This is a genomic window from Asanoa siamensis (genome assembly GCF_016862555.1).
In the GTDB taxonomy this organism is placed as follows: Bacteria; Actinomycetota; Actinomycetes; order Mycobacteriales; family Micromonosporaceae; genus Asanoa; species Asanoa siamensis.
Map to the genome: position 1 here is coordinate 78910 of NZ_BONE01000033.1, position 11911 is coordinate 90820.

Below are 11911 nucleotides of genomic sequence, written 5' to 3' on the forward strand. Positions count from 1 at the left end.
CCCTCTCAGCGCGCCGTCAGCTCGACACGAGTGTCGTGGAAGGTCGGCGCCCCGCCGAGGTCGGTGTCGCGCACGGCGGTCACGGCGTTGACCGTGTTGCCGCCGGGGCTGCGCCTGGCCCAGTACGCCTTGAAGGTGAACGCGACCCCCGGCCGCGCGGCGTCGTCGATGGCGACGGCCGCGTCGAAAGCACCGTGCTCGTTGTGCACGCTGACCGGGGTGCCGTCGGCGAGGCCGCGGGCCCCCGCGTCGAGCGGGTGCAGGTGGATCCGCGGCGCGCCCATCTTCTTCTCGTGCCACGGCAGCGAGGCGAACGTGGAGTTGAGGAAGAACCGCCCGGCGGCGGAGATGAGCACCAGGCCGGCGCCGTCCTTCTCGGCCGGCGGGGTGTAGCCGACCAGCGGGTCGACGCCCTGCGCCGCGAGCGCGGGGTCGTGCAGCCGGGCCCGGCCGGTCGGCGTCGGGAACCCGCCCTTGGCGAACGGCGCGCTGCCCACCGGCACCCCGGTCGTGCGGGCGTAGCCGCGCTCGGCCAACTCCTCGAACGTGACCGGGCCGCCGGCCAGGTGCTGGCGGGCGATCTCCTCGTCGCTGTCGCGCAGCCGCGGGTGGTCGAGCCCGAGCGCCGCCGCCATCCGGCGGAAGATCTCGGTGTTGGGCAGGGCCTCGCCCGGCGGCGTGGTGGCCGGCAGGTTGAGGGACGTGTAGTGGTGCCCGTAGGACGCGGACAGGTCGAGGTGCTCGGGCTGCATCGTCGCCGGCAGCACCACGTCGGCGTAGTCGCAGGTGTCGGTCCAGCGCTGCTCGAGCACCACGGTGAACAGGTCGGCCCGGAGCAGGCCCTGGCGCAGGCGCGTCTGGTCGGGCGCGGTCGCCGCCGGATTGCTGTCGAACACGACCAGCGAGCTGACGGGCGGGTCGGCCTCTCCGGTCAGGACGGCCGCGAGCCGGCTCATGTTGACCTGCCGGGCCGGCGGCTGCGGCAGGTCCGGCGGCCGCGCGACGTCGACGTCGCCCCACGGGAAGTGCCCGGTGGTCATGCAGAGCGCGCCGCCGCCCGGGTGCCGGAAGTCGCCGGTGACCAGCGGGATCGCGCAGATGGCCCGGAGCGCCTGGCCGGCGCCCGCGTGCCGCTGCAGGCCGAGGCCCACCTTGATCGCGGTCGGCCGGGTCGTGGCGATCCGGTCGCCGAGGTCGCGCAGCACCGCCGGGTCGAGCCCGCACTCGGCGGCGGCCCGCTCGACCGGCCACTCCCGCAGCCGGGCCGCCAGCGCGGGCCAGCCGTCGACGTGGGCGTCGAGCCACTCGTGGTCGACCGCGCCGGCGTCGACGAGGTGCCGCATCAGGCCGAGCGCCAAGGCGCCGTCGGTGCCGGGCAGCGGGGCGATGTGCGCGTCGCTGCGGCCGGCGGTGTCGGTGCGCAGCGGGTCGATCGCGACGACGTAGGCGCCCCGGCGGCGGGCCTCCTGCACGAACGGCCACAGGTGCAGGTGGGTGGAGAGCAGGTTGGCGCCCCAGAGCACGATCAGCCTGGCCTCGACGATCGACTCGGGCTCGAAGCCGACCATGCCGCCGTAGAGCGAGCCGAGCGCGGCGTTGGCCGCGGCCGTGCAGATCGTGGTGCGCAGCCGGCTGGCGCCGAGGTGGGCGAAGAGCCGCTGGCCCATCGTGTAGCCCTGGACCTCGCCGAGCGTACCGGCGAAGTAGTAAGGCAGGACCGACTCCGGACCGTGCCGGTCGATGCTGGCGGTCAGCCCCGCGGCCACCCGCTGGAGGGCCTCGTCCCAACTCGCCGGCCGGAAGGCGATGGGGCCGGCGCCCTTCGGGCCGACCCGGAGCATCGGCGTGGCGAGCCGGTCGGGCCCGTTGACGGCGTCGAGATAGCGGTTGACCTTGCCGCAGAGCGCGCCCCGGGTGAACGGGTGGTCGGCGTCACCCCGGATCTCGACCGCCCGCCCGTCTTCCACGGTGAGCTGCCAGACGCAGGTGTCGGGGCAGTCGAGCGGGCAGGCGCCGCGGTGCGTGGTTCTACCCATGCCGGCGATGCTACGTGAGCCCCACCCGTACCATCTCTCGCATTTTCCCGCAGGTCGGGGCGGGGGTCGGTTTGGTGGCGACGGGCCTGGGAAGACGGGCCGCATGGGATTCATGGACCGTTTGAAGAACCTTGCCGGTAAGCACGACGACAAGGTCGACAAGGGCATGCAGCAGGCCGGCGACAAGATGGACGAGCGTACGGGCGGCAAGTACGACCAGCACATCGACAAGGGCGTGGACGAGGCGCAGCGCCGCACCGGCGGCGGCGACACGATGCCCTGACGCTTTTCCCGTACCGTCTTGGGCATGGCGACCCTGGACGACGTGTCCCGGTTGGCGGCGCGGCTGCCGGAGACCACGGAGATCGAACGCCACGGCAACCGCGCCTGGTCGGTGACGGGCAAGGTGTTCGCCTGGGAGCGCCCGTTCAGCAAGGCCGACCTGAAGCGGTACGGGGACGCGCCCGTACCGCCGGACCCGATCGTCGCCACCGCGGTGGGTGACCTGGCCGAGAAAGAGGCGGTGCTCGCCGCGGGCACGCCGGGCTTCTTCACGATCCCGCACTTCGACGGCTACGCGGCGATCCTCGTCGAACTGGGCACGGTCGACCACGTGGCGCTGGAGACGGCCCTGGTGGACGCCTGGCTGGCGAAGGCACCGACCCGCCTGACGCAGGCGTACCTCGCCGGCTGACCACCCGGCGGCTCAGGCGGCTGCGAAGGTCGTCCAGGGCTCGCCCACCTCGAACCCGAAACCGGCGAACAGCGGCACCGTGTCGTCGGCGGAGTGCAGGAAGGCCGTGTGGGCGCCCGACTCCTGCCCGTCCCGGAGCATGGCGCCGATGAGCGCCCGGGCGTGTCCGCGTCGCCGGTGGGCCGGGTCGGTCGCGATGTTGGCGAGGTAGAGGTGGCCGTCGGTGCGGACGGCCAGGCCGACCGTCACCGGGGCGCCGCTCTCCTCCGCGACGTACGCGTCGATCTCCGGTCGGTCCAGCGTCGTCGCGTTGTAGAGGCCCGAGATGATCTGCGGCGGCGCGCCGAACGCCGCGCCGAGCACGGTGGCGAAGGTTTCATACGCGGCGCCCGGCAGCTTGCGCACGTGCGCCGCGCCCGGCGCCCGGTCGCCGGAGAGCGGCCGCACCATCAGCACCGACCGCCCGCGCCCGGTCAGCCCGTGACCGGCGGCGACCCGGGCCACGTCCGCGTCCGCCTCGCCGCGCAGGCGGATGGTCCACGGCAGTCCCTGGGCGTACCCTGCCACCCGATCCGCGAGCGCCGCGATCTCCTCCGCGTCGGGTTCGTCGCCCAGGCCGAGGACGGCGTTCAGCAGCGGAATCGGCGTACCGGTGAACATCAGGACGGTTCCGTGCGGCGCCGTCTCGAAGCGGCCGGCCGGAGCCGCGTCGGTTATCACCTCGGCACCCTGGCGGAACGCGTACGCGGTGGCTTGCAACGTCTGTGCGGCAGTCATGACCACAGGATGCGGCCGGTGCCGGGGAAGTTCGGTCGTTTCCGCGTTTGTCAGCCAGCTCACGATTTCGTTCCAACCCGGCCGGGGGTTGGTGCGTGTTTACGGAAGTGACCGGCTTCGACGGCTTCCGTGAGTTCGTAGAGACCCATAACGGCGCGTGGTCGCGGCTGGCCTTCGTGCTCGCCGGCAACCACGCGGCCGCCGAGGACCTGCTGCAGACCGCGCTCTACAAGGCCGCGAAGAGGTGGCACCGGATCCGGCGGTACGAGCAACCGCAGGCGTACGTGCGGCGGGCCATCTACCACGCGGCGATCTCCGGGTGGCGGCGGCGCGGTGAGTGGTCGCTCGCCGAACTGCCGGACCGGGCGGCACCCGACGACGCGATCGACGACGCCACCCGCCGGCTGGCCGTTGACGCCGCGCTCGCCCGGCTCACCGCGCGCCAGCGGGCGGTGCTGGTGCTGCGCTTCTACGACGACCGGTCGGTGGCCGAGGCCGCCGAGATCCTCGGGGTCTCCGAGGGCACCGTGAAGAGCCAGACCGCGTACGCCCTCGGCCGGTTGCGGGTCATCGCGCCGCATCTCGCCGAACTGACCGTTGAGGAGGCCGGCCGATGACCGGGTTGCGGGAGCACTTCGCCGAGACGGCCGGGCGGGCCAAGCACTACGACGTGACCGCGGTGGCGGTCCGGCGCGCCCGGCGGCACACCCTGGTCACCCGTGGGCTCGCCGCCGTCGCGGCCGCGCTCGCCGCCGGATCGGCCGTGGTGGCCGTGGCCGGCGACGGCGGCACGCCCGTGCCGGACTACGAGACCGTCGACGCCACCCGGCCCGCCACGGAAGGCCGGCTCGACTGGCTGCCGCCGACGTTCGTCGCGTCCGAGCCGGCCGCGCAGCCCGTGCTGCCGACGGGCCGGGGCGTGGGCCCGGGTGCGCTGGTCTACCGGACGTCGACCGGCCCCGATGAGGGCCTGCTGACCAGCGACGGCACGAGCTACCGGGTGCCGGGCGAGGCGCGCGGGCTGTCGCCGGACGGGCGCTGGCTGGCCTACGCGGCCGGCGGCACGCTGGTGTTCCACTCGCTGGTCGACGGTCGCACCCACCGGCTGGCCGACGGCGACGTCACCGGGTGGTCGGTCGACGGCACCACGGCCGTGCTCGCTCAGCGCTCGGGCGACGGACCGCCGCCGCAGGTCGCGACCGTCTTCCGGCCGGACGACGGCGCGAACCGGACGGTGCCGGTGCCCGACCCGGCCTGGTGGTCGCCGCGCGGGCTGTCCGCCGACGGGGAGGTGGTGCTGATGCCGCGGCGGATGGTCCCCCTACGGCAGGACGTGCCGTTGTCCGCACTGCCCGGGCTGACCTCGACCGCGGCGCCGGACGCGTCGGCGACCGAGCCGCCGGACCTTCCCGTGGGGACCGCGTCGCCGGTCGCGCCGGCGGGGACGCTCACCCTCCCCGGCAGTGAGATCGGCTTCGGCGTCGGCTTCGTCGACCCGGTCGACCGGACGAGCCGTTCGGTCGCCGTGCTCGCGGAACCGCTCGGCCTGACGGACCCGGAGGGCTGGCACGGCGGTGTCGACGAGGCGATCCGGGTCCGCCCGGACACCGGCGGACTGGTGTTCCAGCCGCAGCAGGCCTTCCCGGAGGGCGAGTTCACGGTCTACTCCCGCGCCGACCTCTACGAGGTCGACCCCGGCACCGGCCTGCCGCTGCGGCGGTTCCGCCTGCCACCGCCGTCGACCGCGCCCCAGGGCCACGTGCTGCGCCTGATCGCGGTCGGCGCGGACGGGTTCCTGTTGAGCGCGAACGACGACCGTCCACCGTGGATGACCAGCCGGCTGGAGGTGCTCGACCCGGTGACCGGCGACCGGCGCACCGTGCTGCGGACGACGGGCGAGGTGGAGGTGGCACTCACCCGCGGCGGCACGTTCCTGATGTGACGGCTCAGGTGAAGCGCAGGGTCCAGCCGCCCTGCGCCTCGACCTCGAGCACCTGGGTGTCGGGCGGCAGCGGCTCCGTGCCCTGATAGCGGCCGATCTCGTTGACGAACAGCCCGATCCGGTCGTTGTGGCCATAGCCGCGGACCACGAAGTTCGATCGGCCCGAATGGCTGACGGTGAGCCGCTGGCCGGTGGCGGTGCCGGACGGCACCAAAAACACCGCCGGCTTGCGGCCCGCGGCCTCCCCGGTGAACGCCGGGGCCTTGCTCAGGTCGCGCAGCACGATCTTCCAGGTGCCGGTCGCCCGTACCTGGAACGCCGCGGGGATCCCCCGCTCCTGCAACCCGATCGTGCGGTCGCCGGCGTAGTCGTCGATCGCGTTGACGATCAGGCCGACCTGGCGGCCGCTCTCGTCAAGGGCCTCGACGAGGAAGTTGCCCGTGCCGGTGTAGGTGATCGTCGCGACGTAGGCGGCGTCGGGCTCCAACCGGACCTCGACCGTCTTGTCACCCCGCCCGCTGATCGTGACGTCCCGGCCGAGCACCCGCGGCGGGTCCGGCAGCCGGGTGCGCTCCGCGACCGGCTCGCGGGACAGCCCGGGCGCTACCGGCTCGCGGGACGGCCGGGGCGCGACGGGCTCGTCCCGGGCGGCCCGTGCCGGCGGTGGGGAGCCGTCGCGGAGCGCGACGAACAGGCCGGCGCCGCCCAGGCAGAGGATGAGGGCGAACAGCGCGGCGCCGCCGACGAGCCAGGGCCAGACCGGCGTCGACGACGGATACGGCGGCTGCCCGTACCCGGGAGGCATGGGCGTCGGCGTGCCCGGCGGCAGGGTTGGCTGGGTCACTCCGGCACGGTAGGCCGCGCTTGCGGGCGGCGGTGTCCCGCGCCGGTCACCTCTTGATCACAAAGCGAACGGCCCGGCCGGGGGAATCCCCGGCCGGGCCGTCACACGCTGGGGTGACTGAGGGGATTTGAACCCCCGACACCCGGGACCACAACCCGGTGCTCTGCCAACTGAGCTACAGCCACCATGTCGACCCGCGCCGGCTTTCCGCCGGGCGAGGCGCCGACCAATGATAGCCATAGGTCGGGCGAGGACGTCGACAGGGTTGGCTCAAAGATCCGCGGCGATGCCCTTCGCGGTCTCGACGTCGGGCCCGGGCAGGGGCACGAAGATCGTGCGGCGGTAGTACTCGAGCTCGCGGATGCTCTCCCGGATGTCGGCCAGCGCGCGGTGGGCCAGGCCCTTCGCCGGCTGGCCGAAGTAGACCCGCGGGTACCAGCGGCGGCACAGCTCCTTGATCGAGGAGACGTCGATCATCCGGTAGTGCAGGTGGGCGTCGAGGCGGGGCATGTCGCGGGCGAGGAAGCCCCGGTCGGTGGCGATCGAGTTGCCACACAGCGGCGCCGTGCGCGGGTCCTTCACGTACGTCCTGATGTAGGTCAGGAGCTGGTCCTCGGCTTCTTCCAGGGTCACGGTCGACCGGCGTACCGCTTCGGTCAGCCCGGATTTGGCGTGCATCTCGCGCACCACGTCGGGCATGCCGTCGAGCTGCGCGTCGGAGGCGTGGATGACCAGATCCACGCCGTCGCCCAGCACCTGCAGGTTGGGATCGGTCACCAACGCCGCGACCTCGATCAGCGCGTCCTTGCCGAGATCGAGCCCGGTCATCTCACAGTCGATCCAGACCAGAAGATCAGCCACGATCGACAGCCTACGCTCAGGGTCCGGCCGGCGACCCTCTACTAGGCTGCCGGGGTGCAGGCAGCAGCCCCACCCATGAAGATCAACCCCGGCACCGCGCGGCGGATCGCGTTGGTGGTCGCGCTCACCGCGGCGGCGGTGGGCTTCGTCTGGGTGTACGCGGCCCGGCGCGACTTCTTCGACCTGCGGATCTACGTGAGCGCGCTGCGCTGGTGGGCCGACGGGCACCCGCTCTACGACTGGGCGCAGCCCGACCCGGTGCAGGGTGAGCTCTACTTCACGTACCCCCCGTTCGCCGCGTTGCTGTTGCGCCCGTTCGCCGCCGTACCCGTCGGTTTCACGATCGGGTTCTTCTGTGTCTTCACCGTCGCCGCCGTCGCGGTGGCGGCCTGGTGGCTGACGGCCCCGGTCGCGGACCGCCGCGGCCTGCCCCGCTGGCTGCTGGCCGGCCTGCTGTTCCCGGTGGCGCTGGCGGTCGAGCCGACCCGCGAGACGTACTTCTTCGGTCAGATCAACATGCTGCTGATCCTGCTGATCCTGGCCGACTTCCTGTACGCGTCGCCGCGGCGCTGGTTCTGGGCCGGCGCCGGCGTGGGCCTGGCGACCGCGATCAAGCTGTTCCCGGGCATCTTCATCCTGTACTTCCTGGTCACCCGCCGCTGGCGCGAGGCGGCCGTCTCGGCGGGCACGGCGGCGCTGGCGACGCTGCTGGCGGCCGCGGTGGCGCCGCGGGACTCGTGGCAGTTCTGGACGTCGTCGCTGTTCTCGACGGAGCGGGTGGGGCGCATCGATTACACGGGTAACCAGTCTTTGCAGGGCTTACTGGCGCGCCTGGTCGCCCCGGCCGAGCCGGCTCGCGCCTGGTGGCTGCTGCTGGTCGTAGCGGTCACGGCCGTCGGCCTGTGGCGGGCGGCCCGAGCGTTCCGCGCGGGCGACGACCTGGCGGGCGTGACGCTGACGGGCCTGGTGGGCGCGCTGGTCAGCCCGATCACGTGGCCGCACCACGTGTTCTGGTTCGTACCGGCCCTGGTCGTCCTGGTGGACTCAGGCCGCCGCCGGGACCTGCTGGTGGCCGGGGGGACGCTGGCGGTGGCGCTCTACGGGGTGAACACGTTCATCGACTGGGGCGTGGCGCCGGACCCGACCCGCACGGTAGGCGACTTCCTGCTGCGAAACCTCTACGTACTGGCGGCGCTGGCCCTGCTGGCCCTGCTGCCGGCCCGCACACCGGCACCAAACCGGACAGACCTAGCCACTCACCACGCGACGGGTTAAAATGTCCTTAACGGATCAAGTTCTCCCGTTGCCACCGTTCCCCCGGTGAGAGCGCCCCTTCGCGTCGGCAGCGCGGAGGGGCGCTCTAGCTTGTAGCGCGGTCTGACCAGATCAAGATCAAATTCGGGATCAAGTGCGGGTTTTCCCGGGTCCGCGGTGGTCCGGACCGCTGCTCCCGCCGGACAACGCTCGCTCCGCTCGCTGCCAGGTCCGCGGTTGGCCCCAACCGTTTCGGCCCGTGAACCTGGCATGGCTGACGGCTCGGCGGCCTGCAGCGTGGCGGTGAGGGCCGCCCCGCTGCTCGACCCGTCAATGGTTCAGCTCGCCTGGTCGGTCGGATTGGCGCGGTTGTCAGCCGGCCGCTTGGCCGAGGTGGCGGCGCGCCGGCGGGTAGTGGCCGGCCGCTTGGCGGCCAGCGCCGCGACCGCGTTGTGGACCGGGCCGGCGTCGGTCGTTTCCGGCGCCGGCAGCCCGGCCGCGGTCTTCCGCCGCCGCTTAGCCGGCGTCGCGGTGCCACCCAATCCCCCGAAAGGAGTACCCGGCAAGGTCGCCCCAGCGGGCCGCGGACGTTCGCCCATGGCGGTTGCCGCGATCCCGTCGTCCGCCGCAGCCGCAGTGTTCGTGGCCGGAGCCGACTCCCGCGCGGCGTCATCTGTCGCCTCGGCCGGCTCTGATGTCGCCGTCTCGTCGGTCGCCGGCGGCGCGGTCTCGGCGGCCTTGCGGCGCGGCGAGCGGGTCGGCTTCTGCACCTTGTCGGGGGTCTCGGCGGCCGTCGCCTTCTTGGCCCGCGTGGCGCGGCGGGCGGCTGGCTTGGCTCCGGTGGCGGCGTCGTCCCCGGTCGCCGGGTCGCCCGCCGTGGCCTGGTCGCCCGTGGCCTGGTCGCCCGTGGCCTGGTCGCCCGTGGCCTGGTCGCCCGTGGCCTGGTCGCCCGTGGTGGCGACCTCGGTGCCGGTGCCGACCGGGGTGCCGGCCCCCGCCGGGCTGCCCGCCGTGATCGGCTCGTCGGCGGCCGAGCCCGCGGACTCGATGACCTCCGTGCCGGTCGTCGTCATCGGTTCGGCGATCGCCGCGTTCGCGTTGCGGTCCTCGGCCTGCGCCACCGCGTTGGCGCGGGACTTCGACCTGGTCGCCTTCGGCCGGTCGGTAGCGGCCACTCCCGACGCCGCGCGGCGCGGCTTCTTCGTCGGCTCCTTGACCGCCGGTACCCCGCCGGCATCCGAATCGCCGACGCCGTGCCCGACCGGGGCCTCCGCGGCCGCGGAACCGGCCGCACCCGAACCGGTGGTTGTCTGCGCGAACGTCGCGTCCGTCAACATCGGCTGCTCGGCGACGGCCTTGCCACGCCGGGACCCGGCGGCAGTCCGCCGGGACTTCGCCGCGGTCGCCGCCGGCTCCCCAGCGACCACCTGGCCGTCGTTGGGACCGTCGGCGGCCGCGACCGTCCCCTCTGCCGGTACGGGCTTCTCCCCGACGGACTCCACCGCGTCCCCGGACACCGAGCCCGCCCCCGCTCGGGCCGTCACCACAACCGCATCCCCGGCGGCTCCGCCATCGGCGCTCGCCCCCGGGCGGGCGGCCGCGACAACCGAATACCCTCCGCCCCCACCATCGGCGCTCGCCCCCGGGTGGGCAGCCGGAATAGCCGAATCCCCTGCGGACTCACCCTCAGCCGACGCCGCGTTCGCCCCCGGCCGAGCCGCCACCACAACCGAATCCCCTGCGGACTCACCCTCGGCAGATCCCCGGCCCGACTTCGGCCGAGCAGTCTTTTCAACCGATTGCCCAGCGGCGTGGCCTTCGGCCGACACCCCGCCCGGCCCAGCCGCGGCTGCCTGACCTGGGTGGGTCGATGGCGGCTTCGCGGTGGTCTCGGCCGTCGGCTCCTGCGCGGCTGCCGCGTCCGTGGTGGGTGGGCGGTTGCCTGCCGCCTCGCGGGGCTGGGGGGCCGGCTTCGTCGTCCGGGGGCGGGCTGCTACGACCGGGCGGTCCGGGCTTTCGCCCGTCGGCTCCGTGGCCGTGTCGACGAAGACCACCGGGCGCTTCTTCGCGCGGGCCGTGCGCTTCGCCGGGCGTTCCGTGCCGTCCGCCTGCACAGACCGCAGGTGCGCCACCCCGCCCGAGCGCTGCGTCGGCGCGCGGCCGTCGGCCTCGTCCGGAGCGGCCGCCGCTGGGTTGTCGTCGTCCGTCGCTACCGCGCGGGTCGTCGGGATCGCGGTGGCCGCGCCCGCCGGAGCGCCGGAGGTTGGGGAGATCTCGACCGAGAGTTGGGCCGCTACCGCGGTCACCCCCGGCATCCCCGCCAGCCGGGCCGCCTCGGCCCGGCGCCAGGCGCTCGCCGACGGGGTCACCGATTCGGCGTCGTCGGCCGGGCCCGGCTGGGCCGGCGGCCAGGCCGGGCCAGGCGGCGGTGGCGGTGGCGGCGTGCTCGGCAGGCCCGCGCCGGCCAGCGCGTCCGCCAGCGTCGCCGGGCGCGCCGGCGGGTTGTCCGACGGCCAGCCCGGCCAGGGTCCGTCGGCGGCCCGGCTGGGTTCGCCCGGCAGCACCGGCAAAGGCTCGGCCACGTCCGCGGCCGGCAGGGCCGGCCAGACCGGCGGCGGGCCCGCCGGGCCCTCGCGGTCGTCCAAGGTGGCCGCGCCGAGGCGGGCCGAGACCTGGGGCACCTGGCTCGGGTCGACGACGAAGACCACGTCGCGTGGGCGGGTCGGCCAGGCAAGCGCGGTGATGCCGCCGGCGATCAGCAGCACGCCCGCGGCGAGCAGGATCCAGCTCGTCGGCGGAAGCCAGCCGGGTGAGGCCGCGGCGCGGACCGTGACGGTTAGGGCCGGGCTCGCGTCGACGTGCATCACGACGAGGCTCAGCTCGCGGCCGTCGACCTCGTTGGCGGTCCATTCGAGCGTGCCGCTGCCCTGGCGTACCCAGAACGACTGTGATCCGGGCGCGACGCCCGACGCGGCCGGGCCGTAGACGCCCTCGCCGCCGATCGGGGTGCTGCGCACCGGGAGGTCGCCGCGGGCGACGGTGACAGCGTCGACCCGGGTCCAGGCGGAGCCGGACAGATACTCGCGGACCGCGTCCGCCGGGCCCAGGCCGAAGAACACGTCGCTGGCGCCGGTCAGCCGCATCCGCGTGTCACCGGCCCGGACGAACGCCGCGTCCTCGCGGAGCAGCTTGTCGACGTCGGTGACGACGATCGCCTGCCCGGGCGTGCTGACGGGCTCGAGGGTCCCGCTGAACGCACCGCCCGCGTCCCGATGTTGCATGAGTGTCCACAGTGAACCGCCGACCAGCAGCACCGGCAGTCCGATGGTCAGCAACACCAGCCCGGCGACCGTGCGTACGACCCGCATCTGCGTCATCCCCCTTGATCGCGTTACCGGACAAACTGTACCCAACGTGACGATCCGAACACACGACGCAGATGGTTCGGCACGCGGACAAAGAAAAACCCGCCGGTCCAGGGACAACGCCCCGGACCGGCGGGG

Annotated in this window: 10 protein-coding genes and 1 tRNA gene; 5 read left to right on the plus strand and 6 right to left on the minus strand. The window is 74.0% G+C overall.

Annotated elements, in window-relative coordinates; all coding sequences use genetic code 11:
• Window positions 1–5: 5 nt before the first annotated feature.
• On the minus strand, window positions 6–2036 hold the full coding sequence (locus tag Asi02nite_RS20945; protein ID WP_203715439.1) for a molybdopterin-containing oxidoreductase family protein: 2031 nt from the start codon (window positions 2034–2036) through the stop codon (window positions 6–8).
• A 112-nt stretch (window positions 2037–2148) separates the two neighbouring features.
• On the opposite strand from Asi02nite_RS20945, the gene Asi02nite_RS20950 reads away from it, so the two are divergent.
• Both Asi02nite_RS20950 and Asi02nite_RS20955 read left to right on the plus strand, forming a co-directional pair.
• Window positions 2149–2319: an antitoxin gene (locus Asi02nite_RS20950; protein WP_373312295.1), complete on the plus strand. Its 171-nt coding sequence runs from the start codon at window positions 2149–2151 to the stop codon at window positions 2317–2319.
• Between the two features lie 24 nt (window positions 2320–2343).
• A complete protein-coding gene (locus Asi02nite_RS20955) occupies window positions 2344–2730 on the plus strand; it encodes an MmcQ/YjbR family DNA-binding protein (RefSeq protein ID WP_203715441.1) in 387 nt (128 codons plus the stop codon).
• Window positions 2731–2742: 12 nt separating this feature from the next.
• Here the strand turns inward: Asi02nite_RS20955 and Asi02nite_RS20960 are convergent, their stop codons facing one another.
• On the minus strand, window positions 2743–3507 hold the full coding sequence (locus Asi02nite_RS20960) for a GNAT family N-acetyltransferase (RefSeq protein ID WP_203715442.1): 765 nt from the start codon (window positions 3505–3507) through the stop codon (window positions 2743–2745).
• A 95-nt stretch (window positions 3508–3602) separates the two neighbouring features.
• Between Asi02nite_RS20960 and Asi02nite_RS20965 the strand changes: the two genes are divergently transcribed.
• Entirely contained in the window at window positions 3603–4124 is a 522-nt protein-coding gene (locus tag Asi02nite_RS20965; RefSeq protein ID WP_239126867.1) for a SigE family RNA polymerase sigma factor, read from the plus strand.
• Complete coding sequence (locus Asi02nite_RS20970; protein ID WP_203715444.1) at window positions 4121–5449, plus strand: hypothetical protein; 1329 nt, start codon at window positions 4121–4123, stop codon at window positions 5447–5449. Before Asi02nite_RS20965 ends, Asi02nite_RS20970 begins: the two co-directional genes overlap by 4 nt.
• A 4-nt stretch (window positions 5450–5453) precedes the next feature.
• Here the strand turns inward: Asi02nite_RS20970 and Asi02nite_RS20975 are convergent, their stop codons facing one another.
• From Asi02nite_RS20975 to orn, 3 genes are all read right to left on the minus strand, one after another.
• Entirely contained in the window at window positions 5454–6293 is an 840-nt protein-coding gene (locus Asi02nite_RS20975) for a hypothetical protein (RefSeq protein WP_203715445.1), read from the minus strand.
• Window positions 6294–6402: 109 nt separating this feature from the next.
• Window positions 6403–6478 (minus strand) — tRNA-His (locus Asi02nite_RS20980).
• An 85-nt stretch (window positions 6479–6563) separates the two neighbouring features.
• On the minus strand, window positions 6564–7154 hold the full coding sequence (orn, locus tag Asi02nite_RS20985; RefSeq protein WP_203715447.1) for an oligoribonuclease: 591 nt from the start codon (window positions 7152–7154) through the stop codon (window positions 6564–6566).
• A gap of 75 nt (window positions 7155–7229) precedes the next feature.
• Here orn and Asi02nite_RS20990 point away from each other — a divergent pair, with 75 nt between their 5' ends.
• The gene (locus Asi02nite_RS20990) at window positions 7230–8429 is read left to right on the plus strand and encodes a glycosyltransferase 87 family protein (RefSeq protein WP_203715464.1); all 1200 of its coding nucleotides are present in this window, start codon (window positions 7230–7232) and stop codon (window positions 8427–8429) included.
• Between the two features lie 317 nt (window positions 8430–8746).
• Here Asi02nite_RS20990 and Asi02nite_RS20995 read toward each other — a convergent pair whose 3' ends face one another.
• Window positions 8747–11776, minus strand: a complete 3030-nt coding sequence (locus Asi02nite_RS20995; RefSeq protein WP_203715449.1) for a hypothetical protein — start codon at window positions 11774–11776, stop codon at window positions 8747–8749.
• Window positions 11777–11911: the final 135 nt, after the last annotated feature.

Excerpts from the sequence above, each read along its gene's own strand:
- Asi02nite_RS20945 (WP_203715439.1), bottom strand. The coding sequence starts at position 2,036 with ATGGGTAGAACCACGCACCGCGGCGCCTGCCCGCTCGACTGCCCCGAC.
- Asi02nite_RS20950 (WP_373312295.1), top strand. The coding sequence starts at position 2,149 with ATGGACCGTTTGAAGAACCTTGCCGGTAAGCACGACGACAAGGTCGAC.
- Asi02nite_RS20955 (WP_203715441.1), top strand. The coding sequence starts at position 2,344 with ATGGCGACCCTGGACGACGTGTCCCGGTTGGCGGCGCGGCTGCCGGAG.
- Asi02nite_RS20960 (WP_203715442.1), bottom strand. The coding sequence starts at position 3,507 with ATGACTGCCGCACAGACGTTGCAAGCCACCGCGTACGCGTTCCGCCAG.
- Asi02nite_RS20970 (WP_203715444.1), top strand. The coding sequence starts at position 4,121 with ATGACCGGGTTGCGGGAGCACTTCGCCGAGACGGCCGGGCGGGCCAAG.
- Asi02nite_RS20990 (WP_203715464.1), top strand. The coding sequence starts at position 7,230 with ATGAAGATCAACCCCGGCACCGCGCGGCGGATCGCGTTGGTGGTCGCG.
- Asi02nite_RS20995 (WP_203715449.1), bottom strand. The coding sequence starts at position 11,776 with ATGCGGGTCGTACGCACGGTCGCCGGGCTGGTGTTGCTGACCATCGGA.